Origin of the sequence: Vibrio tapetis subsp. tapetis, assembly GCF_900233005.1 — a bacterium.
GTDB classification, from domain to species: domain Bacteria; phylum Pseudomonadota; class Gammaproteobacteria; order Enterobacterales; family Vibrionaceae; genus Vibrio; species Vibrio tapetis.
On record NZ_LT960612.1, the window covers coordinates 1634825 to 1661667 of the forward strand.

General features: G+C 41.8%; 21 protein-coding genes and 1 pseudogene. 18 read left to right on the forward strand and 4 right to left on the reverse strand.

The window, feature by feature from the left end; translation table 11 throughout:
* Positions 1 to 111: 111 nt before the first annotated feature.
* Positions 112 to 1224: a mechanosensitive ion channel family protein gene (locus VTAP4600_RS24295; protein ID WP_102525261.1), complete on the reverse strand. Its 1113-nt coding sequence runs from the start codon at positions 1222 to 1224 to the stop codon at positions 112 to 114.
* A gap of 162 nt (positions 1225 to 1386) precedes the next feature.
* On the opposite strand from VTAP4600_RS24295, the gene VTAP4600_RS24300 reads away from it, so the two are divergent.
* From VTAP4600_RS24300 to VTAP4600_RS24315, 4 genes are all read left to right on the forward strand, one after another.
* The gene (locus VTAP4600_RS24300) at positions 1387 to 1836 is read left to right on the forward strand and encodes a GNAT family N-acetyltransferase (protein WP_102525262.1); all 450 of its coding nucleotides are present in this window, start codon (positions 1387 to 1389) and stop codon (positions 1834 to 1836) included.
* A gap of 198 nt (positions 1837 to 2034) precedes the next feature.
* Positions 2035 to 2340 (forward strand): hypothetical protein, encoded by a 306-nt coding sequence (locus VTAP4600_RS24305; protein WP_102525263.1) that lies wholly within the window; start codon positions 2035 to 2037, stop codon positions 2338 to 2340.
* A 114-nt stretch (positions 2341 to 2454) separates the two neighbouring features.
* On the forward strand, positions 2455 to 4782 hold the full coding sequence (locus VTAP4600_RS24310) for a response regulator (protein WP_102525264.1): 2328 nt from the start codon (positions 2455 to 2457) through the stop codon (positions 4780 to 4782).
* A 43-nt stretch (positions 4783 to 4825) separates the two neighbouring features.
* Positions 4826 to 5722 carry a YdcF family protein gene (locus VTAP4600_RS24315; protein WP_102525531.1) on the forward strand — a complete coding sequence of 299 codons (897 nt, stop codon included), beginning with the start codon at positions 4826 to 4828 and terminating at the stop codon, positions 5720 to 5722.
* A 54-nt stretch (positions 5723 to 5776) separates the two neighbouring features.
* On the opposite strand, the gene VTAP4600_RS24320 is transcribed toward VTAP4600_RS24315, so the two are convergent.
* The gene (locus VTAP4600_RS24320) at positions 5777 to 6343 is read right to left on the reverse strand and encodes a putative hemolysin (RefSeq protein ID WP_102525265.1); all 567 of its coding nucleotides are present in this window, start codon (positions 6341 to 6343) and stop codon (positions 5777 to 5779) included.
* A gap of 257 nt (positions 6344 to 6600) precedes the next feature.
* On the opposite strand from VTAP4600_RS24320, the gene VTAP4600_RS24325 reads away from it, so the two are divergent.
* Positions 6601 to 7533, forward strand: coding sequence for an exopolyphosphatase (locus VTAP4600_RS24325; protein ID WP_102525266.1), 933 nt, complete (start codon positions 6601 to 6603; stop codon positions 7531 to 7533).
* 131 nt (positions 7534 to 7664) lie between these two features.
* Complete coding sequence (locus VTAP4600_RS24330) at positions 7665 to 8183, forward strand: NUDIX hydrolase (protein WP_102525267.1); 519 nt, start codon at positions 7665 to 7667, stop codon at positions 8181 to 8183.
* Between the two features lie 64 nt (positions 8184 to 8247).
* Here the strand turns inward: VTAP4600_RS24330 and VTAP4600_RS24335 are convergent.
* Positions 8248 to 8667: pseudogene (locus tag VTAP4600_RS24335) on the reverse strand (tyrosine-type recombinase/integrase); the annotation flags it as partial.
* A gap of 423 nt (positions 8668 to 9090) precedes the next feature.
* Between VTAP4600_RS24335 and VTAP4600_RS24340 the strand changes: the two are divergent.
* On the forward strand, positions 9091 to 9618 hold the full coding sequence (locus VTAP4600_RS24340) for a GNAT family N-acetyltransferase (RefSeq protein ID WP_102525532.1): 528 nt from the start codon (positions 9091 to 9093) through the stop codon (positions 9616 to 9618).
* A gap of 227 nt (positions 9619 to 9845) precedes the next feature.
* On the opposite strand, the gene VTAP4600_RS24345 is transcribed toward VTAP4600_RS24340, so the two are convergent.
* Entirely contained in the window at positions 9846 to 11066 is a 1221-nt protein-coding gene (locus tag VTAP4600_RS24345; protein WP_102525268.1) for a putative glycoside hydrolase, read from the reverse strand.
* A gap of 454 nt (positions 11067 to 11520) precedes the next feature.
* Between VTAP4600_RS24345 and VTAP4600_RS24350 the strand changes: the two genes are divergently transcribed.
* The 11 genes from VTAP4600_RS24350 (at position 11521) to VTAP4600_RS24400 (ending at position 26529) form a co-directional block, all read left to right on the forward strand.
* Entirely contained in the window at positions 11521 to 12864 is a 1344-nt protein-coding gene (locus VTAP4600_RS24350) for a glucoamylase family protein (protein WP_102525269.1), read from the forward strand.
* A 7-nt stretch (positions 12865 to 12871) separates the two neighbouring features.
* Positions 12872 to 13822 carry a hypothetical protein gene (locus tag VTAP4600_RS24355; protein ID WP_102525270.1) on the forward strand — a complete coding sequence of 317 codons (951 nt, stop codon included), beginning with the start codon at positions 12872 to 12874 and terminating at the stop codon, positions 13820 to 13822.
* Positions 13823 to 13834: 12 nt separating this feature from the next.
* Entirely contained in the window at positions 13835 to 15187 is a 1353-nt protein-coding gene (locus VTAP4600_RS24360) for a hypothetical protein (protein WP_102525271.1), read from the forward strand.
* A 98-nt stretch (positions 15188 to 15285) separates the two neighbouring features.
* Positions 15286 to 16398 (forward strand): ABC transporter ATP-binding protein, encoded by a 1113-nt coding sequence (locus VTAP4600_RS24365; RefSeq protein WP_102525272.1) that lies wholly within the window; start codon positions 15286 to 15288, stop codon positions 16396 to 16398.
* Between the two features lie 33 nt (positions 16399 to 16431).
* Positions 16432 to 19788 carry a GH36-type glycosyl hydrolase domain-containing protein gene (locus VTAP4600_RS24370; RefSeq protein ID WP_197708685.1) on the forward strand — a complete coding sequence of 1119 codons (3357 nt, stop codon included), beginning with the start codon at positions 16432 to 16434 and terminating at the stop codon, positions 19786 to 19788.
* 153 nt (positions 19789 to 19941) lie between these two features.
* Positions 19942 to 20928 (forward strand): LacI family DNA-binding transcriptional regulator, encoded by a 987-nt coding sequence (locus VTAP4600_RS24375; RefSeq protein WP_102525273.1) that lies wholly within the window; start codon positions 19942 to 19944, stop codon positions 20926 to 20928.
* A gap of 10 nt (positions 20929 to 20938) precedes the next feature.
* Positions 20939 to 22180 (forward strand): extracellular solute-binding protein, encoded by a 1242-nt coding sequence (locus tag VTAP4600_RS24380; protein ID WP_102525274.1) that lies wholly within the window; start codon positions 20939 to 20941, stop codon positions 22178 to 22180.
* 29 nt (positions 22181 to 22209) lie between these two features.
* The gene (locus tag VTAP4600_RS24385) at positions 22210 to 23088 is read left to right on the forward strand and encodes a carbohydrate ABC transporter permease (protein WP_102525275.1); all 879 of its coding nucleotides are present in this window, start codon (positions 22210 to 22212) and stop codon (positions 23086 to 23088) included.
* Positions 23088 to 23906: a carbohydrate ABC transporter permease gene (locus VTAP4600_RS24390; protein ID WP_102525276.1), complete on the forward strand. Its 819-nt coding sequence runs from the start codon at positions 23088 to 23090 to the stop codon at positions 23904 to 23906. The genes VTAP4600_RS24385 and VTAP4600_RS24390 overlap by 1 nt, the downstream gene beginning before the upstream one ends.
* Entirely contained in the window at positions 23906 to 24388 is a 483-nt protein-coding gene (locus VTAP4600_RS24395) for a hypothetical protein (protein WP_102525277.1), read from the forward strand. Before VTAP4600_RS24390 ends, VTAP4600_RS24395 begins: the two co-directional genes overlap by 1 nt.
* The gene (locus tag VTAP4600_RS24400; protein WP_102525278.1) at positions 24385 to 26529 is read left to right on the forward strand and encodes a glycoside hydrolase family 3 N-terminal domain-containing protein; all 2145 of its coding nucleotides are present in this window, start codon (positions 24385 to 24387) and stop codon (positions 26527 to 26529) included. The genes VTAP4600_RS24395 and VTAP4600_RS24400 overlap by 4 nt, the downstream gene beginning before the upstream one ends.
* The last annotated feature ends 314 nt before the right edge of the window (positions 26530 to 26843 follow it).

Here is a 26843-nt window from a genome sequence, read left to right on the forward strand (position 1 = left end):
CGATCAAAATGAAAAAGAGCCTACTTAAATAGAGGCTCTTTTTTTATGTGTTTATTATGTATAGACGGGTCAATTGCTAGTCGCTAGTCGTAAGGTCAGCATTTAGCGTTGTTATTCATGTTCAAAGTTAATGTGCTCGCCTTGCTGTAACGGTAACCCCTGAAGGTGTTTAATGTTAACCGTTTGAGTTGGGTAGGCGATATCAGCATCGTGTTTTTTTATGATCGTCATTACTTCTAGTAAAATTGCTTGTTTTACTTCATGAAATTTTACCCAATTGACGGTTTTCGTGAACGTGTAAATAAAGAAATCTAATGAAGAAGGCCCGAAACTATTAAAATTGACGATTAACGTTTGTTTGGCATCTATATCTGGGTGATTGACCAGCATTTCTTTTACATCCGCGATGATCATGGCGACTTTTTCGCTGTCGTCGTAGCGCAAGCCTATGGTTTCAAGAATACGACGGTTCTTCATTCTTGATGGATTCTCAACGACTATATTGCTAAAAACTGAGTTGGGCACATACAGCGGGCGCTTATCGAACGTGCGAATCACCTTCATTCTCCAACCAATTCTTTCCACTGTGCCTTCTATTTGTCGATCAGGTGAACGAATCCAGTCTCCAACTTTAAATGGGCGATCGAAATAAACCATAACGCCACCAAAAAAGTTAGATAGAAGGTCTTTGGCTGCCAAACCCGCGATCAAACCACCAACACCACCGAAGGTTAATAGCCCCGATAAGCTAAGCCCAAAGCTTTGCATAATGCTTAGCAAACCGAGTAGGGCGAACACCAAACGCGCAATCTTTGCGATGGCTTGAACGGTCGTTTCGTCATGCCTGTTTTGCTCGAGCATTTCAGTTTCAATGTTATTGACCAAACGGAACACAATCCAGACCGCAATCGCAATTGAAAACAACATTTGAATTGACCCCAGCCAGTTCAAATTGCTGTCTACATAGGTTTGTAAAATTAGACCAATGGAAGAAATAGCAGGCCAACACCAAATGAGTGTACTGATCGGTGTTTTAAGAGCATGTATGACCGCGTCATCCCATTTGTTTACGGTCTTCTCAGTTAGGGTTTCAATACGAGCGTAGATAATGCGCCAAGCAATCCATATAAAAAAGCTAAGGCCAGTGATGAGAAGTACGTCACTGAACCAAGATTGTTGAACGAGAAAGATATCGTTACGCAAGTAACTGATTAAAGCATCCATAGGTTATTTATGTTCCTAGAAATTGAGCCAAAATTGTAAGGGGAATTAGGTCGACTCTCAATAGAAATAGCGACTTTGTCGAGAAGCTTTTCAATTCGATTTGAAAAATGAGGTAAATCAGCAACACTTGTAAAAGCGTCAGTTAAGGAAATGGACATAATTATGGTGTGTATCAATACAGCAGGGTACCCAATTGCGGCTAATAACATAACGACGTTTGCGTTCGATGACGTGTCTGGTGTCTGCAGTAAACGATTTAAACAATCAATCGAACACGACCTGTTTCATCTGCATACGTTATTAGACGACCAGAAGCAGCCGATTGGTTACTGCTCATTTTGGACCGATATTGTGCAAAGCCCGAGAAACAACGATAAAAATGTGTATTTCTTTCAAATTCATTATGTCTATATCCGCCCAGATCATCGAGGCTTGCGTCTGGCCAATACCTTAGTCAAAATGTTTGCTTGCCATGTTCTAAATGAGTTGCGAGATAACCCCTCGGTGACTGCATTTTGCGATAAATCATACTATACCAGCGATGGGGGCGTGGCCTTTGGTCAAAAAGTGCGCCAATTACTGGCTGGAGTAAAAAACTTACGTTTTGTCTGAGTCGGGCTGTTGAACAGACAAACAATTGATAACAATGACCCCTGTCGTTTCTTAAGCCACCTCTATCACAAAATTGTTGCGCAAATACGAGGTTAGTCGTTGAAATATTGAGGCTATACGGTTTCACATGCTATGCTTTGTTAATATCAGACTAATTTTATATACATATTGTAGACTTTCCTAAAAGGACCCCGTTTAATGATTAATCCTTCCTCTAAAAAATTGGTGATTTGGTTTTGGGGGTTGGCGTTAGGTTACTTTTTTAGCGGTATTGTGCTGTCAGAGTTTCTGACTCAGTCTCAAGTTGTGTCGGTATGGCTTCCTGCTGGTGTTGGTCTATTTGGTTGTTATATCTGGTCTTGGAGATTCATTCCTGCCATTTTCTTCGCCTCTATGGCATTCAATTTATCAAATCATGATCTGTCTAATCTCATCGCTGACAATTGGCGAGAGGTTTTCATCATTGCTTCTGGCGCTTCACTGCAGGGGATAGTCGGAGGGTAAATCTTACGTCGCTGGCTCGGCAATCCATTGGATTCTAATTCTGATTTTAACTCTTTATTCTTCGTGTCCGTCATAAGTTTATTAACAAACCTAATCTCCTCAAATATTGGCGTTATGGCGCTGAGTACATACAACATCGAGTACAGTGCGGAGCGTTATTGGTACAACGTGATGAACTGGTGGCTCGGAGATTCATTGGGTGTGTTGCTGGGGACCTTATTACTTTTTTGTTTACTGAATTTTTCATCCAAAGACATCCAGATAAAAAAGGCACGTGCGGCCATTATGGTAACCACGGCGATCATGTTTTTCTCTGTGACCATGACCAGTCATTATCTGGCATCAAACAGTCGAGAAACGACAAGAAACATGGTTGAACATGAAATTAAACTGATAGAAAACAGCTTATATCGAGAGATAAATAAAAGTTTGGCTCACATTCAAACCCTCTCGAGCTTTATTCAAAATAGCCCCTATGTGAGCAAGAGTGACTTTGAGCTTTTTGCAAAAAGTCTCATGAAAGAGCAAGCAGCGATCAAGGGGATGTCTTGGAACGTTATTTTTCCTCAGTCTCACGTTGGTCAGTTTGAAGCGCAGTTAGCGGATTTATACGGTAAACCGATAAAGACCAAGGGTGCGCCCCTTAACGACGAAGATCATTTAGTCGCCGTGAAATTTATTACACCGGAAAAAGGCAATGAGGCTGCGATTGGGTTTAACGTTTACTCTAACCCTTCCCGAAAGTCGGTTCTATCAAAGCCAGATTCGTTGTTTAGGCCTCTTGCAACACCTATTATTCAATTGGTTCAATCTGAGTCTAGTGAACCCGGATTTTTGTTATTTGCTCCTGTATTTGCCGTGCCCGAAAGAGCGTCAAATAACGAGGTATCGATACCACAAAGAAAGCTAGTGGGTTACGCCACAGGGATATTCCTCGTACAGCAAATGCTCGATGTCGCAATGGAAAAAGTACCGCCAGGGTTATTCCTTTTCGAAATGGTGGAGGATGGCAGCACTGATGTTTTCTTGGGTAACACGAATGAGCAAAGCTCTAGCCTTGTAGGTGAGCCTAACCTTAAAGTCATAAAGCTAGAAATGGCAGGGCAGACATGGTCAATGAATCTTGTCGCACGAGATAATTTTTTGCTGCACTACCAAGAAGAATCTACCCGCATCATGATTTTGCTCCAATTTACGGTTGTTACGTTTTTGGTGCTTTTCATTCTTATTTCGAACAACCGAAGAATTGCGCTAGATACAATGGTAGAGGAACGTACCAAAGAACTTGAACTTGCAAGAAAACTCTCAGAACAAGCGAGTGAAGCTAAAAGTCGATTTTTGGCCAACATGAGCCATGAAATACGGACACCATTGAATGCGGTGATTGGGTTTTCTTCTTTAGTAAAACATTCCGACGAACCTGAAGAAGTCGGACTGTATCTACAAAAAATTGAACTCTCCTCAAGAACCTTGCTAAATATAGTTAATGATATTTTGGATATCTCTAAGATTGAAGCTGAAAAGCTTACTTTAGAAACCATCCCCTTCGATTTAAATCAGATATTGCACCAACTGCAAGTTATCTTTGAATCGAGTGCTGTTCAAAAGAAACTGGATTGGACTGTCTCATCAGAGATGAACTGGAACGGTTGGTTTGTTGGCGATCCAACCAGGTTAGAGCAAATATTGATTAACCTGTGTGGTAATGCATTTAAATTTACTGGGCAGGGCGAAGTCGCGCTTGAAGTGAACGAAAAAATGCAAAAAGATGGCCGAAGCTTGATCGAGTTTAAAGTGCGCGATACGGGCATTGGGATATCTAGTGAAGGGCTTGAGAAACTATTTGAAGCGTTCAATCAGGCTGATACCTCCACCTCCAGACGCTTTGGAGGAACAGGGCTCGGCTTGACGATATCGCGGGAACTTGCTAGTTTGATGGGGGGGAATATCTCTGCCAAAAGCATCGAGGGGCAAGGTTCTGAGTTTATTGTTACGTGTTGGTTTGAACAATCTCCGGCTCAAGCGACGTATCAAAGCGAGAATAATGACCATGACTTGTCCGGGTTACGAGTATTGGTTGCGGAAGATAACGCAGTGAATCAAATGATGATTCAAGCAATATTGAAAAGGGCGGGAATGGATCCTGTCTTGGCCTCAAATGGACAAGAGGCGTGTGAACTCGTTAAGAGCAATAAGTTTGATGTGATTCTCATGGACATACAAATGCCGGTCATGGACGGTTATCAAGCGACGAGAAAAATAAGACAAGACTATCCGCTTAACGTATTGCCGATAATTGCATTGACAGCAGATGTTATGCCGGAAGACAAAATAAGAGTCATTGAGTGCGGGTGTAATGATCATATGCCTAAGCCAATCGAAGTGGACAAATTGCTTGGTTGCTTAAGTGAAATAGCCGTAGCGAACAAGGCTGTTTCTTAGCTCATTCTTGTTGTTTATATTAATTGCGAAGCAAAACAAAACTATGAAAATAGAACACCTAGTCATTGTACTTGGAAAGCGACTTCAGAATAATGAACTTACGGCAGAAGGTCGCTCTAGAGTTGACGCTGTTATTGATTACATTTCATCGACCAACATGGATAGGACTCTGATTAGCTTTTGTGGTGGTATAACGGGAAGGCAAGTACGTTCTGAAGCGAGTGCGATGCACGAATACTATGTGAATCTTGCGAGTGCCCTCAACTTGAATGTCGCCGATATCCCCGTCCTGCTCGAACAAAAATCCACTAGTACAATAGAAAATATTCGTCACCTTGCTAGCGAAATAATTGAATCTGACTTTAAACTCGAACAGAAAGAGATAAAGGTAACTTTCATCTCAAATGCGTATCACCTAGAGCGTATTTTTGAAATTCAGCAATATTTGGATGAGCAAGGCCTCTTAAAAACACTAAAGGCGACGTGCTTAGACGCAGGATTGAAACTGAATATTCCTTATCAACTGGAACAACATGTATGTGTGCCGTACCCTAAAAAAACGACACAAGCGGATCTCTTTCTGGCCATTGAAGCACTAACGACTTATAGGGTTTACTTAGAAGGTGTTGTAGCAACGAGTTTTACCAGACAGCTTGCCGATGTAAGACGTCAGCCTCTTAATATCGCCTTAAGTGCTTTTGAGCGTGTGGACTTAATTTTGCGATCTCTTCCAAACTTACAAAGTGCAGATGAGTTATCAGAAAAGTGTGCGGTATTACGTCAGATTCTACCAATATTAAAACAATGTGTGCAGGCTACTCATCATGAAGCGTCATTAAGTTGTCATGCCCATTGGTTAGCCGTGTTAGATGTTAATTTGACGATGTTAAATCGGCTATTAGATCCAGAAACCGAACCCCAGTCACGTTGGTGGAGATAAAAAAATCCACGCATTTAAGCGTGGACGGTTAACTTAGCCTTTAGCTTTTCGCACTTACTTGTTGTGCTTGTGAAAATATTCCCATTCTTCAACTTCAGTTCCGTCTTTGAATACGCACATACCGATTTGTCCATCATCGGTTTCTACTATCGTACTCGTACCGCCTTGTTCGACACAAAATACTGATGACGGGTTCGCCATGCCAAGAGGTGCGTTTTGTGCGTCTTTGTTGTGATTCTGGTGGTAGAACTCCCACTCTTCGATACGAGTGCCGTCGGAAAATACGCACATACCAACGCCGTTTTCAAAGTCGAGCGTGCCGCCTTGTTCTTCACAATAAACAGACGCAGGATTTGCCATACCAATCATTCCAGACTCCGCTTCGTCATTATTGTTTTGGTTGAAGTAGTCCCATTGACCAATTTCGGTTCCGTCACTTAAAACGCAAATACCTTCGCTACCCGCGTCCGTTTCCTTGGATTTTAGCGTACCACCTTGGTCGATACAGAACGTTGCCGCTGGATTGGTCATCGTTAACATTGGTGCTTCATCGTTAGCAGAGGCGTTAGTTGAGAATAGTGCGAAAAGGCTCATTGTTACAGCAAGGATCGTTTTTTTCATTATTGACTCCAAAAAACTGAAATTTCAGTGATCTAATCAAGAATTCTAGCGATGTTAGCGGAAAAATAAATTCAATCGGTCTATATTAAAACATAGGAGCCGAATCGCTAGCGATTTCAAATTGAGAATGATCGTGTTCTTGGCAACAACTATAGACAATAATGCGTTTTATGAATAGTTGTATTATGTCAAATCTATGTCATTTGTTATATGAATGGTGAATGACTTCCATTTTAAGACAGGCTAAAGGAAGAATAATGTCTGAGAATAAGTTTCGTTTGGTTACCAGAAGTGATTTCGATGGTTTAGTGTGTGCGGTCTTGCTTAAAAAGCTAGACCTTATCGATGATATTAAATTTGTGCACCCAAAAGACATGCAGGATGGCAAGGTCGAAATCACAAGTAATGATATTGTAACTAACTTGCCTTATGTCGAAAGTGCCCATCTTATTTTCGATCACCACCTATCTGAAACCCTGCGCAATAAAGACGGGTTAGAAAATCACGTTATTGATGCAGATGCCCCTTCTGCTGCTCGCGTTGTTTGGGAATACTACGGCGGTTTCGATACATTCCCCGCCGAATGGCAAGCTATGATGGAAGCGGTAGATAAAGGAGACTCGGCACAATTTTCTCGCGATGAAGTATTGGATGCACAAGGCTGGAACCTACTGAATTTCTTGATGGACGCTCGAACAGGGCTAGGTCGGTTTAGAGAATTCCGTATCTCAAATTACAACCTGATGATGGATCTTATTGATTACTGTAAGAACCATACTATTGAGCAGATCCTTGATTTGCCTGACGTCAAAGAGCGTATAGAGCTCTATGAAGATCACAATACAAAATTTGCCGAACAAATCCAGCTAAACGCCACCGTTCACGGCAATCTTGTATTACTAGACTTAACCAATGAAGACGTCATTTATGCAGGGAACCGCTTCTTAATTTACGCTTTGTTCCCACAATGCAACATTTCGATTCATAAGATGTGGGGCTTTCAAAAGCAAAACGTTGTTTTTGCTACTGGCAAATCGATCTTCGATCGTGGATCGAAAACTAACGTTGGCGAACTGATGCTTAAATACAATGGTGGCGGCCATCAAGCAGCAGGTACTTGTCAGATCCTCGAATCTGACTCTCTGCGGGTGCAACAGGAATTAATCGACGCTATTACCGCAGACGGTTAGTTATCGGGCGTAGAGATCATTTAAATACCGATGCCTCTGAATAAGATTTAGGGGCATTTTTCTATTGGTTCTTTCTATTATTCACCAGTCCTATTACACTGCGCTCAATTACCATGAATTGAAGCTGTATTATGAGACATCTACGCATTACCACCCACCCAGATATTGGTCATTTAGATAACAAAGTCATTGTTCAACGTAAAGCGGCCCGAGCTATCGTTTTAGATGGTGACAACATACTGTTGCTTTATACTGAGCGTTATCATGACTATTCAATTCCTGGCGGCGGCTTGGATCAAGATGAAGATGTCATTGCTGGCATGGTACGTGAGCTTCAAGAAGAAACTGGCGCGCAGAACATTCATTCCATTGCTCCTTATGGCATCTATGAAGAGTTTCGTCCTTGGTATAAAGATAATGCCGATGTGATGCACATGGTGTCGTATTGCTATACCTGTAAAACGGATAAGCAGATGGGTGAGACTAACTATGAAGATTACGAAATTAAAAATGGCATGAAAGCCATCTGGATTAACATTCATGAGGCAATTGCACATAACGAGAAGACCATGGCCGAGAGCCCTAAAAAGGGCATGAGCATTGAGCGGGAAACGTTTCTGCTGCATTTAGTAGCGAAGGAAAAGCTATAGGCCAAAAACGTTTGAAAGCCCTTTTAAACGCTAAAATACATCCTCTGTCGCCGCTTTTTGGCGGCAAAGAATTCAGAGGATTAAAGTGAATAGCATCGCTCAGATGGCTCGGTGCAAAATGTGAGTAACGCATCGTCATCGAAATATCGGTGTGACCTAAAATGTTCTGCAATATCAAAATATTCCCTCCATTCATCATAAAGTGACTTGCAAAGGTATGGCGTAGAACATGCATTCCTTGCCCTTTGGGTAAATTAGGCAATGCTCGAGTAAGCCATTTATAGACAGTGCTATATGCACAGCTAAATAAACGACCTGATGTGTCTTTGTAAATCAGTTGATAAAGCTCTTCTGATATAGGCACTGTTCTATTTCGTTTTCCCTTGGTGTTAATGTAGGTAACTTTGAATTTAGAGAGTTGAGCTCCTTTTATCTCGATAGCTTCTCTAATCTTTGCTCCTGTTGCTAGGCACAATTTTATTATGGCAGTGAGCTCTTCACCCATTGGGCTACCTTTTACTTCATCAAGCAGGTGAGTCGATCTCATCGACGATTAGAAACGCTTACAGCAAATGGAGGTGGCACTACAAAGTAAATGACGCATAGATGTGACTAATCGATGATTAATTATCAATTATCAATTATTTAATTACATTCCGGGTTGAAATAGGACGACTGTATTATCGTCTACTCTTCTTCGTGTTACAGCTTGAATTAAACAGGGTATGGAAAGAATATTTTCGGACGTTATTGGGCGCGACATAGTAGAATCGGGTGGGGGTGAGTCAACTGGAGTAGCCTGAGCATAGGTCATGTAGCCACAATAATACGCGAATTGGTCTTAAACATGATTAACGAGGCGCTTGTCAATACGTGGAACATCAGGCGGCAAAACATTGAGGGAAATATGGAATCAACTCGGATTATATTAACGCCGCCGTCACATAAATACACCAATGCAATGTGGCGCGTGATCACCAATAGTCAGACCGAATTGTCAACGTTTTTGCCGTGGGTGACCGAGTCATTGACGTTGCAAACGTTGGAAAACAATGTGCAAATGGCCGTCGATAACTATCATCAATTTACCGATGGATTTTGGTTTAATATCGTTGAAAAGCAGACTCAGTCGTTTATCGGTGTTGTGGGGTTTATTATACGAGATGCGACCGTGCCTTATTTCGAATTGGGGTATTGGCTGGACTCAGGGAAAACAGGACAAGGGTTCATTTCGGAAGCGTTGCCCTTGGTAGAGCGTTATGCGTTTGACGAGAAAAAGGCTAAGCGACTAGAAATAAAGATGGCTGGATCTAATCAACAGAGTCGGGCAGTCGCAGAACGATGTGGCTTTTGTCTGGAGGCGAAGTTAAGCCATGCTCGGCGTTTGCCCTCGGGCGTTATCGATAGCACTTGGGTATACGCTAAATTTGCCTAGGGTACGATGAGAATTTAAGCGACGAAACCTATGGGTTTTTACGCTTATTCACAGAAAAATCAAATGAATCTCAACCAATTAAACTGATTGCAGCAATTGGCTCGTTAGTCATTATCGGCATACAGTTCTTTCATCAACTCATAAATATATGTTTAATGTTTTCATCCTTGATGAAAGCCAATACTCACATCACCAATAGAGGATTAGTGATGTGAGTCATTATAAGCTTAAGGGTTCATTACTAGTTTCACACCAGCAATGGTGTATTTCATTCCTGCTAGTGTGTCACCATCGCTCACCCATTCAGGAAACAGAGACATAGGTTTATCGATATTTCTTAAAACGTTAATATCTATGTTTCCATCTTTGCTGGTAAAGAGTGTTTTGAGTGGAACTCTTACTTGTTGCCAAGAGTTTTCAGCAAAAGAAGCTGGAAGCAGGTAGGGCTGAGATCTCCCCTTTGCAGATGATTCCATTTGAATCTGTAAGCGTTTGGTCGGGTGGCTTCCATAGCTCTCAACGTTAAGCATGAATTCCAGTACACCAGTGCTGACATATGCAGCAATATCCCTTGCCGTACTATCATTTGGTTGCAAAATTACGCCACCGTTAGATCCGGCTGCAGGGCTTGGGTAAGAAATAGAAAAACTGTCATGCCCCCAATCGATTTGCAAGCTAGACCCATCGCTCATCCAGGTTGTAAGCTTCGTCGCCCACCCTTGGGAAGGACTGCCAATGATAAGTAGGTTTGAATCTTGTGAGCCTAAGTCTGGTTCTAGAAAGGTACTGGTATTGGTACATTCTAGAACTGATTTATCACCGTCAATGGAGTTACTAATAACTCTTATATTCCCAATATCAGCATTAAAGTTTCCATTGGTATGTATCACAAATGGAGCCAGTGTTTGTGCAAAGTCCATATTGAAACAAGAAAGCGGTATTTTGAGAGTCTGGCTAGAGGACTTGCTTAATGCTAGTGCTGCACTGCTTAATGACACCTGAGTAGAATCTGTCCCAGAAACTTTCTGTGCAGATACATATATAGCTTGCTTAAGAGTTGGCTTCTCTAAAGAACGTAAATCAAACTGCAGCGTTGAGTTGTCCTTCTCAATGCCCATATCGACGGAGTTACCATTTGCTGATTTAGCTATCAGGCGGCCCTTATTAGAACCTGTAACTTGAAAGTTCACAGGAGGGTTCGTGTTGCTATTAAGCCCCGTCGTGCTGACGTTACCTTGTGAAGCGTTACCATTACTGTCGAGCTGCATTTCCAAATCGGTTTGGTCCACAATGGATAAAGCGTACGTACCATCACTTTGGGCGCTGTAGATCTCTTTTTTTGTTGATGTAGGGGGAGGTGATGGGTACTCATATGGATCGTCCAGACAACCATTCAAGAGGCCAAGTGATATTGCCGCAGTCAGCAGCGTCTTAGTGTAATTTTTCATGTCCTTTATCTCTTTATGTTAAAAAGTTATGAGAGCTTAGGTTCCATTGTATGACTGGTATAAACGTTTAAGCATTTATCTTCATCATCTCGTGCACTTTAATCAAGTTAAACTGAACGTCTTAGTGTATTAATGTGATCAAGGACTATTTCTCATTGAGATTACATATGGGTTTAGTTGTATTTATTATGTTTTAAAGGGTGGTTAGAAGTGGGCAAGGTGTTAACTTAAACGGATTATAATCGGATCGATTGACTGATTTTATTGTAAGTCATTGTTTTATATGATTTTCGTTCTTACTCTCTCTCTATATTTCAAATTTTGTATAAAAATATATATAAGTGGATCACATAATGATGCCTATGTAGATTGACTGATAGTTCTAAATCTGAAAAACTAATTTAAACGTTTAAATGGTTGCATTGTGATTTTAATTAAAAGGAAACTTTGAGCAATGAAAAAAATATTAACTAGCTTAACGGGAGTTATTGCACTTTCGTTAACTGCTATAGCAGACGCTGGAGCAGTTACCATTGATTCGTTGGTACTTAGGGATCACCTATATCCAACAGATTTTCAAGCTGAATTACAAAACAACCTAAACTTTTTTATTGACGGGGTTGGTGTTGACCCAGAAACGAAAGTTCCTTTCGACACTATTTTGGTTAAGGATGGCATCATTGAACATCGTTATTATGTGAATACATCAGAAATCGGACTGTACCTAAATATTCTTGTGGAAGCAGATAAAGGTGGGACGCGACATGCAATTGAACGTATCGCTGAAGTGCTTGATACGCTCGAAAAAGCACCACATTGGAATGGTTTATTTTATTGGCCATACGATATTGTAGGTAAAGAGCTTAAGCCCGTAGCTGATGGCACCGTTCCGGCCGTTGATAACGGTAACCTTGCCTTTGCTTTGGCGGGGGTTGCGGGAGCTTTCCTAAATAGTGAAGACGAACTTAAACAGAGTATTTCGAAACGAATAGAAAAAATACTCGACGCGCAAAAACCTGGGTGGGTCAAATTATACGATGAACAACGTGGACTTATGGTTGCTGGGTGGTCAACTCAGAGCGATTCAGCTTTAAGTTATTATGTAGATCGTATGGCTAATGAAAGTAGACTTGCTCCTATGTGGGCTGCGTTAATCACTGCTGATATGGGGGGCGATGCAGTTCCTGCAAGCGCTTTTAATGATATGGAACTTTATACTAAACAGTATCAATACAAAGGTCGTACATATAACCCGATGTTAACTTGGGATGGAGCTTACTTCCAAGCTATGTTACCAGCAATCTGGCTCAATGAAGAAGAGCTTATGCCCGACTATACGATGGTTAGAGATATGACGTTTATTCAAATGGCATATGCTGCGGAGCATAACATCCCTTTAGTTTCATCATCTGCAACGGTGGATGATGAATATGCAGCGTTTGGTGTTCCTTATTTGTCTGAGAGTAAAGTGAAATTTTCCAACGAAATTCACGACGGAAAAACAGGCACCCCACATGCGGTAGCACTTTCTTATATTGTCGATCCAGACACGGCTGTACAAGCTCTTAAATCTATAAAGAAAAATTATCCAGAAATTGAATCACCTTACGGTTGGTACGACGCACTAGATAGCGAAGGTCGCATGTCGACAAAGATCCTGTCCTTAGATCAAGGAATGTTCGTTGGTGCGTTTTTAGCTGATGAAATAAATGCAGATGTAAAACGTTACCTTGATTCAAAAGGGTATTCTGAAGCGGTAGAAGAAATGTATCAAAGTTTCGTGCCAAACAAGGGATAAGAATAAGATGAGACATTATTTATTAGCAGTAGTAGTAGTAGGATTGGCACCTGTTGGAGCCGCTTTCGCAGAGAATGGAATTTGGGATGACATTGAATTAACTGGATATGGACAGCCAGAACTCCAGTTTGAAGCGCTAGAAAAGGTCGGAGGATTTGGTGAGATCTTAGTCGCTTCGCCTACCCCCTTGGCTAAACGTAGTCGAATATTGACGGGATTTGAATATGAAGAATACGTCTACAAAAACGCACCAAGCCAACTGTATCAATCATATATTTTTGCCGATGGGAACACCAAAGTAGCAGAAAACTGGCGAGTCGCTTATGTGCTAAAAGAGATCCATCGCTATGAAGGCGAAGATAAAACCTCGAAAGGTCAGCCGATGTTAAATCTTGAGCTGATGCCTCGCTATGAGAAGTGGGTAAATGAAGCGTTTAATTATGCATTAGAAGTTGGTTATGAGAAAACCACGGGTCTTGAAGAAAAAACACGCTATCAAGTGACGCCTGAAGCCAATTTTACCTTCGGTAAGCATTTTGTTCACCTCAACGTAGAGATGGGCTATTGGCAAGAGGAAAACGCGAGTTTTTATGAAACCGAACCATTATATGTATACCGATTAAATGATTGGATAAACCTTGGAGCCAAAGCTCTATATCATAAAGACAACAACGATTTTGCTTGGACTGAAAAGGCTATTAAGCCTTTAATTCAATTTCGTTTTGATAATCAAGTGTATTTGGAATTGAGATACGAGCGTGGTGAAACCGAAATTCACGATGGTTCGGGTTATGCGTATGACAATTATGCACTTTACACTCAGATACCTGTGAACGATACCATCAGCGTTTTGGCGGATGTTGCCTATCGTGACCATCGTCAACAGAACGGTAATCAGTACACTTGGGGCGACAAAAAGGGCGCATTTGCCAAAGTCGGTTTGATTTGGACTTTCTAGAAGGGGACAACAATGATCAAGCAAATTAGTTATTTTGTTACGGGGATCTTATCCCTTAGCCTTTTAGGCTGTGTTGAGGAAACTCGAGCTACAGAAAAAATCAAAATCGACTCTAAATATTATCCGAAAGGATTTGAAACCGAATTACAGTCAAATCTTGATTTTTTCATGGATGGTGTTGGTGTCTCTCCTTCTGTTAAGGTGCCGTATGACCATATTATTCTTGGGAGCGATGGAAATACGGTTGCAAACTATACAAATATTACCGGTGTGGGGTTCTATCTTAACTTACTCACGGAGATGCAAAGAGCGGGCAGTAGCAGTGCTGTTCTTCGTATGGAAGAAGTGCTTAGCGTCTTAGAGTCTGCGCCTAAATGGAACGGATTGTTCTTTTGGCTCTATGGCTTTAGTGAAAATGAGTTGACCGTTTCCAATGATGGAAAAATCTCTGCAGTAGATAATGGCAATTTAGCCCTATCATTAGCTGCATTAAGTGGTGCGTATTACGACAGCAATAACGATCGACTTAAAGCGATAGCGACTCGATCTGAATCTCTGCTATCAGCACAGAAACTAGGCTGGTCTAGTTTATATGATACCAATCGAGGGTTACTGCGTGCCGGTTGGAGCAAAGATACTGGAACGTATCTTGGTTACCACATTGACCGGAAGACAAATGAAAGTCGTTTGGCCGTTATTTGGGCTGTCTTGTCGACAGAAGGCAGCGCGCAAGCCGTACCCGCGAGTGCTTTTACCACTATGCCAATGCCTGTAGGGCGCTATAATCATGATGGGGTTTACCTTGAGCCGCTGTTAAGTTGGGACGGATCCTACTTTCAGACAATGATGCCTTCGTTATGGATTAATGAAGCTAAACTCATGCCAGATAGTCGTTACTTGGAAGCCGTTAACCAGCTCCATAAGCAGTACTCTGACGCAAACAATGGGATACCTTTTGTGTCCGCTTCTGCTACACCGAACAATGGCTACCACGCTTACGGTATTAAAGAAGTATCTGAGAGTTATTACAAATACCAAAATTCAATTTCGTCTGCAGCGGGAACTCCTCATGCATCAGCGCTTTATTATATGAGCGACCCAACTGATGCTGTGGCTCGCCTTAAAGCGATTAAAGCAGGTTATCCGATGATTGAGACGAAGGCTGGTTGGAGGGATGCAGTGGCTCCAGATGGAACCTTATCAAATAAGCTTATTGCTATTGATCAAGGGATGTTTGTTGGTGCCTTTATAGCTTCTTCTGTACAGCAAGATGTCAGTAACTATTTTGAACGTAAAGGGTGGAAAGCGTCTCTTGAGCAAATGTACGATACATTTGTTCCAACTGAATACATTAATTATCCCTGAGTGACTTGTTTGGGGCGTATGACTCGTATTACTGTGGCATCGCCCCCAATAGGTTCAAATTAGAGACGTTTCTGCCAAATCGCAAACAGGACAAAGTAATGGCACGAGTAGTATTAGATAACATGAACAAGGTGTACGACAACGGGTTTCATGCGATCCGCGATGTCAGTTTAGAAATTGAAGATGGGGAGTTTATGGTCCTTGTAGGACCGTCAGGTTGTGCCAAATCGACCATGCTACGCCTCATTGCAGGTTTAGAGAATGTGACCAGTGGCGAGCTAAGTATCGGTGAGCGTATTTGTAATAATCTAGCTCCGAAAGATCGCGGTATAGCGATGGTTTTTCAAAATTACGCGCTTTATCCCCATATGACGGCCTATGAAAATATGGCCTTTGGTTTAGAGACAGCGAAAAAGCCTAAATCTGAAATAGAGAAACGCGTTGCTGAGGCGTCAGAGCTATTAGAGATCCAAGACCTTTTGGACCGAAAACCTAAGCAGATGTCAGGCGGCCAAAGACAAAGGGTTGCTTTAGGCCGTGCTATGGTACGTAAACCTGAAGTATTTTTGTTTGACGAGCCTCTTTCAAACCTCGATGCGAAGTTAAGAGTTTCAATGCGTATGAGAATTACTCGTTTACACCAAGAACTCAAGTCTTTCGGTAAGCCAGCCACAATGGTTTATGTTACACACGATCAGGTTGAAGCAATGACCATGGGGGATCGAGTTTGTATCCTTAATAAGGGACAGATTATGCAAGTAGATACTCCGATGAATGTCTACCGTAAGCCGAAAAATAAATTTGTCGCAGAATTTATAGGATCACCATCTATGAATATGTTTTCGGCAACGTTATGTCGCCATGACAATAAACTTGCGGTTTGCGTAGAAGATAAGCCCTTATTTATACCAGAAGATAAACAAAACAAGGCAGTCATGTGGCTGGACCATGCCGTTCATTTGGGTATTCGACCAGAAGATTTAAAAATCAACGATCAACCGTGCGATGGCTCTCTTGAAGCGACGGTCGTTGCGGTAGAAGAACTGGGTTCAGAGGTATTCGTGTACATGGAGGTATCTGGGGCTGAAGTGGTATGCAAGATCGATCATCAACAAGCTCTTCCTAAAGTCAGCCAGATCTGCTGGTTGAAACCGGATATGAGTAAATGTCATTTATTTGACAATAAAACAGAACACAATATCTTTTTTTGATTTATGGTTTGCGACTCTGGAGTATTTTTCGCAATGAAAGACTTTTTTAATTCACCGGCACATACTGTCGGTTCAACTGAACTAAGATTGGATTTTAATCAAGATTACGCATTACGTGCCGTTCATAGTAATGGACTGATGGTGTCAATGTTTGAAACCCCAACTCAACAACGGCCATTATCAAATCTGTATTTGCGTCGTTATTTGAAAAACGGCTTTGAAGTGACGCCACTTCTTTTTTTTGGTGATTCTGTTGAAACGTTTAAACTGGACGGCGGAGCGATTGGCTGGAAAACACAAACTCAGCATGTAGAAGCCTACGTTTCATTGCATACAAATGGCAACGCCTATTTTTATGATGTCGAGTTGAGAAATACATCCGATTTTGACCTGCAATATGATTTGATCTTTGGTCAAGATGTGGCTTTGGCTGACGAAGGTGCGGTGAAGACCAATGAAGCTTATTGTTGTCAGTACCTCGATCACCAGGTGTTTGATACGGATAGCGCGGGCTACACCGTTTGTAGTCGTCAAAATTTACCTCAGAGTACGGGGAATCCACTAATTCAGATTGGCGCTCTGTCAAGCGTCACTGGTTATAGTACTGATTGTTTTCAGTTTTTTGGTACTGAATGCAAATTCACTGGTGAAGCTCAAGCTCTTCAGAAACCTTGCTTAGATAATCAAAAATATCAATTTGAAATGGGCTATATTGCCCTTCAAACTCAAGATCGAACTTTAACTGGTGGCGAGTCACATCAGGTTACTTTCTATGGTTTGGTATTACCGGACTGTCCTGAGGCTAATGTTGAAGAACCGATTCCTCTGGAAGAGATCAAATCGATTAGAAGTGCCTCTGTACCGAGCTGGAAAAATGCTCAGGTGTTGTCACCATTAAAGGCTGAGTACCCTAAGCTAGTTAACGGAGAAGCGCTAACAGATAAAGAGATCACAGACCTATTCGGATCGATTCAGTTATTTCCTGAGACACGTAACGGTCAGCTCCTTTCGTTTTTTGGCAATCGTAGCCAATATGTAACATTAGCTGAGAAAGAGCGTTACATGGAGCGGGCGACTGGCCATGTAATTGCTTCAGGTAATAATGTTGATTGCCAAAATCCGATAATGAGCGCTAGTCACTATATTTTCGGCGTATTTAATTCGCAATTGACGCTCGGTAACACATCGTTTAACAAACTGCTTGGAGTCACTCGTAATGCTCTGAACCAGTTTACAAACAGTGGCCAGCGTATTCATATTCGCGAAGATGGTGTACTTAAGACTTTAGCGATGCCATCTGCGTACGAAGTGGGCACAAATTATTCTCGTTGGGTATACAAATATCGGGGTGGTTATTTAGATATTCGCTCATTTAGCTCAGTTGATCACCCGATGATTCAATTGGATATCGAATTGGTTGGTCTCGATACAGCGCTTGACCTAGAAATCTCTCACCAGCTGATATTTGGCAATAACGAAGCAGAATCTGCAGTGAGCGTGCTTGCTGACGGTAATCAGTTCCATGTACATGGCGATAATGCTCTGATTGCGGCTTCAACGCCTGAGCTAGCTTTTACCGTATTAGCTTCATCCGCTTTGAGCAAATACGCTCTGGTTTGCGATAATGGTTCAGTTTCTTCGTTAGTACTAAAAGGGCGAGTCACGAATAAAGCGAGCATTTCTTTTGGTGGCCGCATGAGTGAAGTTGATACTCGTGGTCAAACCCTAGACTTTGATTCAGAAGCGACGTCTGGCTACGATCGAATGCGTGGCCTTACTAATCAGTTCCATTTAGATATTGCTAAGGAAAAACAAAACAGCCAAAAACTAAATCAAACGATGCATTGGTTTACACATAACGCATTAGTTCACTACGCGACGCCACATGGTCTTGAGCAATACTCTGGTGCAGCCTGGGGAACAAGAGATGTTTCACAGGGACCTTTTGAGTTGTTCATGTCCTTGCAAAAGTTTGATAAAGCAAGAGAAGTGTTAGAAATTATTTATAGCCATCAATACCAAGAAACGGGTACTTGGCCACAGTGGTTTATGTTCGATAATTACGCTCATATTCAGCAAGAAGAAGCTCATGGAGACATTGTCGTTTGGCCATTAAAAGCATTGGCTGATTACATAGTAGCTACAGGTGACACGAGTCTTCTGGTTGAACCTCTGCCTTATACGCTAGCGCATAGTGATTTTTCTTTAAGCGAGATCAAACCCACACTGCTTGAACACGTCGAGCGTCAGATCCAGCATATTGAAGATAATCTTGTTCCTGGAACTTGGCTTTCGAGCTATGGCGACGGTGATTGGGATGACACGCTTCAACCGGCTAATCAGTCTTTGAGAGAGAACATGGTCAGTGGGTGGACGATACCACTCACGCTTCAAGCACTCAAAACGATGCTGAAAGCGCTACCGATAGAGCACGTTGAAATTAGAGAGCGCATTCTTACGTTGGCGACAAATATGGAGCAGGACTTTAATCGGTATCTCATCAAAGACGGTGTGGTGGCAGGGTTCATTCATTTCGATCGCGAAGAAAATGGTGAAGTACGTGATATCGAGTACCTCCTACACCCATCCGATAAGAAAACAGGCATCCAGTTCCGTTTACTTCCAGCAAGTCGATCCATTATCTCGGAAACGTTTGAACCAGAAATGGCAGCTGCTCAAATGGCCTCTATAAAGGATAAGCTGTTGTTCCCAGATGGCGTTCGTTTGATGGACCAAATGGCTGAATATAAAGCAGGCAAACAAACTTACTTCAAACGTGCTGAATTAGCTGCATGCCTAGGCCGTGAGGTTGGACTTCAATATTGTCACGCTCATATTCGATTTATCGAAGCGCTTTGCAAACTCGGTGATGCAGAAGCCGTTTATGAGAATTTATATAAAATCTTGCCTATTGGAATTGAATCTGCAGTACCTAATGCAGAGCTTCGCCAATCAAACGCTTACTTCTCAAGTTCAGATGGCAAGTTTCACGATCGATATCAAGCATATCAGGGGTTCGACCTTCTTAAGCAAGGAAAAGTGAACGTGAAAGGCGGATGGCGTATTTATTCTAGTGGTCCTGGTATCTATATTAATCAACTGATCTCCAACGTTTTGGGTATTCGTTTTGAAGATGGAAACGTGCTTCTTGATCCTGTCATAGCAAAAGAAATCGGGACGGTCTCTTTACGCTTTCAGCTAAATAACTGCCCAGTCGATATTACGATAAAGCCTGAGTCGGGAGAATTTACGCCGAAGTCGATTGAACTGAATGGTAATGCTTTGCCTTTCACCGTCTCTTCCAATCGTTATAGAACGGGGGGAGCAGTTATTAATAAAACAGAGTTATTGCTAGATAAGGAAAGTAATCAACTGGTTATTAGGCTCTGATAATTATTAGTTAAGAATGGAAGTTACAGAGTTCGTATGCAATTTAATACTCTCGGGCATGAGACACTGATATAATCGTTTAAATAAGAATGAACTGTGCTCGTCATGGGCACATTGAAGGCGACAGTTGATAGTGTTTTTTGTGGGAGAAGTATGAAAATAACGATTAAAGACGTAGCAAAGAAGGCCAACGTCTCTATTGCTACGGTATCTTATGCGATCAATGGCAGCCAGCGTATTAGCCAGAGTACCCGTGATCGAGTACTGAAAGTTGTAGACGAACTCAATTATGTGGCAAACAGCAACGCCAAGTTTCTGAAACAGAAGAACTCTAAAGTGATCGGATTGTTTTTTAACTCTTGGTTTGGTCCCGTTTACAGTGAGTTAGTAAAAGGGGTTGAACAAATAGTTCACAAGTCGGGATACGATTTAGTCGCGTGTAGTATGTACGGTAACGAAAACTCTACTGCTTACAAGTATATTCGCGATCGCATGGTTGACGGAGCAATAGTACTAACAAACTCGTTTGATGACGAGTTTCTTAAATCCATTGCAACAAAACAGTTCCCTTTGGTGGTGTTAGACCGGGAAGTGTCTTCACCAAATGTTTATAACATTCTGATCGATAACTTTGGCGGCGCTTTCGCCGCAACTAAAGCGCTCATCGTCGCAGGTTGCCAAGAGGTTTACTATTTTGGTGGCCCGGAAGACTCTTATGATAATCGAAAACGATTAGAAGGGTACATTGCTGCGTTGGGCTTTTTTAACATTGGTTTTAACAGTGATTTTTTAATTCAATCAGACTTTACCGAAAAATCTGCCCATCAACAAATGACGGCATTGTTGCAAGAAGGTAAGCAACCTAACGCGGTTTTTGCTGCTAATGATGAGATGGCCATTGGGATCTTGCGTGCCGCACAGGAAGCTGGCATCGCTGTACCCGAGCAATTGAAGATTGTTGGATTCGATGATATTCAAATGGCCGAGCTAATGATCCCTGCTTTAACCACTATTTCGCACCAAAAAGTGGAAATGGGGGAGTTAGCGGCTCAGACTCTGATCAGGGCACTGAAAGGTGATGAAGAGATTGAAGAAGAAAAAATTCTGCCGACCAAACTGATAACAAGGGATACCTTGTAAGGTTTCGAGTATGAAAAAGTGGTTGTGTGCTTGCCTTTTGATTTTAAGTAATCAGGCATTAGCTGGAACCCGTATTGAGGTTATGTCACCAGCGGGGAATTATATGAATTTTCTGCGTCAGGAAGTTATCCCTGAATTTAATCAGCGCTTTCCTGATGTGAAAGTTGTCGTTTCAAACGATGAAAATTTAGAAACACGAATGGCCGCTGGTGATATGCCTAATTTATATGCAGGTGTATTTGGTTATCAACCCGCTAAATATGCCAAAATCGGTAAATTAGTTTATTTCGACCAATTCGAAGGCTATCAAGAATTAGTTGATAGAATTGAACCTCGTTTTATGCGTAAAAACTTTGGCCGGACGTATTACATCCCATGGAATGTCACTACGCAAATGATGCTATACAACAAGGACTTGTTCCGTGAGGCTGGTCTTGATCCCGATAAGCCACCTCGCACCTGGGAAGATTTTTTGTTTGTTGCAGAGAAAATCAGCGATTTGCCTTCGAGAGCAGATGGGAGTCCTGTTTACGGAACAGTTCTGTGGAATGATGTGTTGTCTTCTGGTAGCTGGTATTGGGGGATGCTTGCCCAGTTATATTACAACTTTAACCAAGGGCAATATTCACTATTAAATCGTTTTGGTACTCATCCGGTTTTTGATAAACCTGAAGCCAATATGGAAGAATTCTTAAGTACGATGCAGAAGGTGCAGAAGTATGCGCCGTTGACGATGGAAAAAAGTTTCTTCTCTCGTAATATTGGTATGTGGCCGCAGTTTGGCTTTGGTTGGAAAACCAATCTACAAGAAGCTGCGGGATATCCTATGGTGATTGGTGAAGACGTGGGTATCGCCCCTTTACCCACCTTAAATGAGGGAGACGTGCCTGTTTCTACCCTCGATGGTCGTGCATTAATGATCTTTAAAAGCAATAGTGAGCAGGAATTTCTTAGTTGGAAGTTTGTGCAATTGCTAATGGATGATGAGATTAATCATAAGGCTAATGTCACGTTAGGGCAGCTTCCTGCGTTAACGGCACTTAAAGAACGTCCATATTATCAGAGCGCAGAAGCCAAGCCTTTCGTTGATCAACTGACCAATACAGTAATGAGTGAACCATTCTCTCAGTCTGCAGATATGGCTAATATTATTTTACAGCAGTACTCGAAAGTCGTACTGAAGCACGAGTTAACTCCGAAGCAAGCTGTAAGTGAAGCGGCAGAGCAAGCACGTAATATTTTCAAGAAATAAATAATAATTTTTAATTAAGTGGTTATCCTATGAAAAATAAAAATATCGTTACAGGGTATGTATTTCTCGCACCTTGGATTATTTATTTTACGGTTTTTTTGCTCTATCCGTTCTTTCTTTCTTTTGAGAGTAGCTTTTTAAATGTCAATATATTAACTCCAGAAAATACTCGTTTTGTCGGTTTGGCGAACTGGGTGTCAGTAATTACAGATTTTACTTTTTGGAAATCATTATTTAATGTTTTATTTAATCAAGTGATTTTTGTTTCACTTAGTTTTGGTATTGGGTTAGGGTTAGCATTATTACTTAATGAAATAACAGCATTTGCTAGTTTTTTTCGTACAGTAATGTTTATTCCAGTAATCACATCGATAACAGTAGCAATGATCATCTTCGATTTTATTTCTGGCCCGTCAGGCCCAATTCAGACCAGCATGCTTAGTGCTGAACTGTTGGAACAACCGGTATTTTGGAAATTTGATGAGTGGTTACCTATGCCTGTGATTGCCGTCTTCAGTGCCTGGAAATGGTTTGGCGTTCAGATGATCATTTTCCTAGGTGGAATTGCAAGTGTTGATAAGTCGCTGTTTGAGGCTGCAAACATTGATGGTGCCTCTTGGTGGAGAAAGACCTGTAAGATTACTCTTCCGATGATCATGCCACAAATCGTATTTGTGATGACAATGAATATTATCAATGGATTACAGATGTTCATTGAAGTGTTTATGAACTTTGATCTTAGCGGCGGCCCGTATCAGTCAGCCCTGACTCCTGTGCTCTATTTGTACCAAACGGGCTTTGAAGAAATAAAAATGGGTGAAGCTTCGACTATCGGTCTTATGTTGGCTGCGGTTATTTACTTGCTCACGATGATGCAAATGAGAATTACCACAAAAGGAGCGGACTAATGAGTAAATTAAACAAAAATATATTGATATATGTATCGTTGATTCTTGTATCTATTATTGTGATATATCCATTCTTTTATATGGTCATTAATTCATTCAAAACTGGCCCAGAGATAATGCACTCTCCAAATTCTTTGCCGAAAAATTGGTCATTGAAAGGGTATGTTGAGGTTTTTAATACTGTAAATTTGGGGCGGGTTTTTTTTAATACAATTTTTATTTCGATGTCCGTAACTTTTCTTAATACTATATTTTCTGCCATGGTTGCTTTTTCGATTGTTAAAACTAACCTGCCTGGTCGTGAGTTTTGGTTGAAGGTTATTTTAGGCTCAATGATGGTTCCAGCGATATTGTTTACCATTCCAACATACATGATGATGTATGAATGGGATTGGATAAACACGTATCGCGTATTAATTATCCCTGGCTCAATCAGTGCTTATAATATTTTCCTGTTAGTCCAATTTATGAAGCAGATTGATAATGCATATCTAGAAGCTGCTCGTATTGATGGCGCAAGTGAGATGAGGATCTTTTTCCGTATAGTTCTACCGATGCTCCGTCCAGCATTGGCTACTGTTGGTATTCTCACGTTCATGGGAGCTTGGAATGATTTTATGGGGCCATTACTCTACGTACGCGATGAATCCTTAATGACATTGCAATTAGCGCTATATAACTTCAAAACTGAGGTTCCGGGAACCAACTTAGAGCAAATGTGGGCGATGACGACGATGATCGCAGTTCCTGTCGTTCTTGTATTTTTCTGTTTGCAGAAGAATTTTATTAAAGCCTTTACTGGTGTAGGAGTTAAGTAATGTCAGGACGAATAAAATGGCTCGTATTTTTGTTGGTTATAGCTACTGCGTACGGAGTAGCTTGGCATAAGGCTTATGTTTTGTCGTCCGACTATTACGATTTTGCACAAGAACAATTCCAACAAGGAAATTATATTACAGCCATTAAAGGGAAGAATAAGCTCGAGATGCGCCGCAGTGATACGTATCTTGGTGGGTACCAACAAGTTGTTGAAACATGGGAACATATGGTTTTGGGTCTTAGACCCGACTTTTACTATTTAGCTAAACAAAAAGTAGACGAAAGCTTATCTAAATTAAGTAGCGATGAACTTTTATTGCTAATTGAAACTTACGTAGAACTCGACTTACGTTATGTGCCCGAAGCCGCTCTTAGGTTGAAAAACTTGGCTTCAGCTCAGGGAAACCAACTATTGTACTCTGAAATGGATGAATTTCTTATAGAGGCATTCCCTGAATTTAGTCAGGAGGGAGACCAATGACATCGTATCAAAGCCCTGATCTAAGTATTGAGCAACGAAGTGCCAATCTGTTAGAGATGATGACCGTTGCTGAGAAGGTTGGGCAACTGTGCCAATCACCGATGCTAGAGTACAGACATAATAGAGATGAGTATTTAGCAGCCGTAAAAACAGGAAGGGTTGGTTCTCGTATTTTAGCCGACACAGCTTGGGCTGGTAACACCCCGGGGGAAACAGTTGATCCATTACAACTTAATGAAATACAAAGAGCGGCAGTAGAGGAAAGTAGATTAGGTATCCCGATCATTTTTGCTCGAGATGTAATTTATGGGCAGAAAACGGTTCTTCCGATTCCACTTGCTCAAGCCTGCTCTTGGAATCCTAAATTGGTTGAACAAGCTTATTCAGGAATTGCAAGAGAGGCGGCATCTCTTGGAATAAACTGGACGTTCGCGCCTATGTTAGACATTGTTCGAGATCCTCGCTGGGGACGTGTTATTGAAAGTAGTGGTGAAGATCCATTTGTAGCTAGTACTCTCGCGCAGGCGGTAGTAAAGGGTTTTCAAGGGGATGATCCGTCTAAGCCAGATAGACTGTTAGCGTGTGCTAAGCATTTTATTGGCTATGGTGCCGCTGAAGGTGGCCGAGACTATGATACGACTGAGATAACGGATAATACCCTGCATAACGTGTATCTCCCCTCTTTTAAAGCGGCAGTTGATGCAGGTGTGGCGACGTTGATGTCTGGTTTTAATGATCTTGGCGGTACTCCAGTGACCGCGTGCCGCGCTTTAATTCGAGATTGGCTAAAAGAGCAGCAGAAGTTTGATGGGGTCGTCGTGAGTGATTGGGGTTCGATTTCAGATTTAGCATATTTCGGTGTTGCAAACGATGAATCCGAAGCTGCGAAGCAGGCGTTGCTGGCTGGAGTTGATATAGCAATGACGAATAAGGCGTATGAGGGGGTGCTTGATGCACTCGTTATAGATGACCCGAAATTGATGAAATACCTTGATGATGCTGTATTACGAGTGCTGAAAGCTAAGTTTCGAGCAGGCTTGTTCGAATCGCCATACGTAGATCCGAAGTTACATCAGACTGTGCTCGGTCATCCGCAGCATCAACAATGGGCTCGTGAGTTGGCTCAACAATCAATGGTATTACTAAAGAATCAAAGTCAAATACTGCCATTACCCAATGAAGGCCTGAAAATTGCTGTAATTGGCCCACACGCTCATAGTCAACGACAGCACTTAGGTTCATGGTGTTTGGATGGCGACAGTCGGGATGTAGTTTCAATCTACGAAGGTATTAAGCTGCATGGCGGGATCAATACAATAATGACTGAAGATTCGACGTTCAGCGATGAGATGGTTGAATGTGCACATCTTGCAGATGTTGTGGTTTTATGCGTCGGAGAAAGTCACAGACGTACCGGAGAAGCAAGGAATATTGCTGAATTGACGCTACCTGCTGGTCAGGAGGATCTGATACATGCAGTTGGCCGCACGGGTAAACCATTAATAGTTGTACAGTGTACGGGGCGACCTGTACCGTCACCTGCAACTGAGCAACATGCTAATGCACTGCTGTACGCGTGGCAAAGCGGTACTGAAACTGGCAGGGTTGTTGCTGATTTACTGTTTGGTGATGTATCACCTAGTGGAAAATTAACAATGACGGTTCCACGAACTACGGGTCAAATCCCTATGTATTATGCTCGCAAACCTGTCGGTAAGATGCGCGACTTCAGAGAGTATCAAGCATATAAGGACTTTGATTGTAGTCCATTATATCCGTTTGGTTTTGGATTAACTTATAGTCAGTTTCATTATGATGACTTAAGTGCCGCTAAACAAAATGATGGCAGTTTACGTGTTGTTGTTCGTTTGACGAACACCGGATCAGTGCAAGCATCTGAGGTGGTGCAATGTTATTTGGCCCACTCACATGCATCAACTACTCGACCAAGTCGAGAACTCAAGGCGTTTGCTCGTGTTTGTCTGTCTGCAGGCGAGAATGAAAAAGTGGTAATGAATATTTCGGCAGAGCAACTCATTCACTATGGGGCCGATAAGAAATGGCGACTTGAATCCGGGAAGATTACATTGTTCGTAGGCAGCGATTCAACCTGCGGTTTATCGACCTCTGTGGATGTATAAAAAGCCCGATTCACATGAAAGGCGTAGCGCTGCTTGAATACCTAGTAGTCATTGAGTTTGGAATGTTTCCAAGCTGGTCTGTGAGAGCCCGTGTCGTTGGGGCAATGACGATACGGTTTTGCAGCGCTAACCTTAATTAGATTGGCTTAACGTAGGTTTGTTTACTGATAGATCCCATCCAGTTTTTAACGGCTGGATCCCAATTGTTCTCTTTCCGGCTGAAGAATCCGCGATGTATAGACAACACGCCCGTGTTATCAACAACATTCATTTAATGGTGAGAATTGAGAGAGAGAACAGACCAGGGTTTATCA

What these genes read in the sequence shown, in the direction of transcription:
- VTAP4600_RS24365 (WP_102525272.1), top strand. Translation starts at nt 15,286, where the DNA reads ATGGCACGAGTAGTATTAGATAACATGAACAAGGTGTACGACAACGGG.
- VTAP4600_RS24360 (WP_102525271.1), top strand. Translation starts at nt 13,835, where the DNA reads ATGATCAAGCAAATTAGTTATTTTGTTACGGGGATCTTATCCCTTAGC.
- VTAP4600_RS24320 (WP_102525265.1), bottom strand. Translation starts at nt 6,343, where the DNA reads ATGAAAAAAACGATCCTTGCTGTAACAATGAGCCTTTTCGCACTATTC.
- VTAP4600_RS24380 (WP_102525274.1), top strand. Translation starts at nt 20,939, where the DNA reads ATGAAAAAGTGGTTGTGTGCTTGCCTTTTGATTTTAAGTAATCAGGCA.
- VTAP4600_RS24325 (WP_102525266.1), top strand. Translation starts at nt 6,601, where the DNA reads ATGTCTGAGAATAAGTTTCGTTTGGTTACCAGAAGTGATTTCGATGGT.
- VTAP4600_RS24345 (WP_102525268.1), bottom strand. Translation starts at nt 11,066, where the DNA reads ATGAAAAATTACACTAAGACGCTGCTGACTGCGGCAATATCACTTGGC.
- VTAP4600_RS24315 (WP_102525531.1), top strand. Translation starts at nt 4,826, where the DNA reads ATGAAAATAGAACACCTAGTCATTGTACTTGGAAAGCGACTTCAGAAT.
- VTAP4600_RS24330 (WP_102525267.1), top strand. Translation starts at nt 7,665, where the DNA reads ATGAGACATCTACGCATTACCACCCACCCAGATATTGGTCATTTAGAT.
- VTAP4600_RS24310 (WP_102525264.1), top strand. Translation starts at nt 2,455, where the DNA reads ATGGCGCTGAGTACATACAACATCGAGTACAGTGCGGAGCGTTATTGG.
- VTAP4600_RS24300 (WP_102525262.1), top strand. Translation starts at nt 1,387, where the DNA reads ATGGTGTGTATCAATACAGCAGGGTACCCAATTGCGGCTAATAACATA.
- VTAP4600_RS24295 (WP_102525261.1), bottom strand. Translation starts at nt 1,224, where the DNA reads ATGGATGCTTTAATCAGTTACTTGCGTAACGATATCTTTCTCGTTCAA.
- VTAP4600_RS24390 (WP_102525276.1), top strand. Translation starts at nt 23,088, where the DNA reads ATGAGTAAATTAAACAAAAATATATTGATATATGTATCGTTGATTCTT.
- VTAP4600_RS24305 (WP_102525263.1), top strand. Translation starts at nt 2,035, where the DNA reads ATGATTAATCCTTCCTCTAAAAAATTGGTGATTTGGTTTTGGGGGTTG.
- VTAP4600_RS24340 (WP_102525532.1), top strand. Translation starts at nt 9,091, where the DNA reads ATGGAATCAACTCGGATTATATTAACGCCGCCGTCACATAAATACACC.
- VTAP4600_RS24370 (WP_197708685.1), top strand. Translation starts at nt 16,432, where the DNA reads ATGAAAGACTTTTTTAATTCACCGGCACATACTGTCGGTTCAACTGAA.
- VTAP4600_RS24385 (WP_102525275.1), top strand. Translation starts at nt 22,210, where the DNA reads ATGAAAAATAAAAATATCGTTACAGGGTATGTATTTCTCGCACCTTGG.
- VTAP4600_RS24400 (WP_102525278.1), top strand. Translation starts at nt 24,385, where the DNA reads ATGACATCGTATCAAAGCCCTGATCTAAGTATTGAGCAACGAAGTGCC.
- VTAP4600_RS24355 (WP_102525270.1), top strand. Translation starts at nt 12,872, where the DNA reads ATGAGACATTATTTATTAGCAGTAGTAGTAGTAGGATTGGCACCTGTT.
- VTAP4600_RS24375 (WP_102525273.1), top strand. Translation starts at nt 19,942, where the DNA reads ATGAAAATAACGATTAAAGACGTAGCAAAGAAGGCCAACGTCTCTATT.
- VTAP4600_RS24350 (WP_102525269.1), top strand. Translation starts at nt 11,521, where the DNA reads ATGAAAAAAATATTAACTAGCTTAACGGGAGTTATTGCACTTTCGTTA.
- VTAP4600_RS24395 (WP_102525277.1), top strand. Translation starts at nt 23,906, where the DNA reads ATGTCAGGACGAATAAAATGGCTCGTATTTTTGTTGGTTATAGCTACT.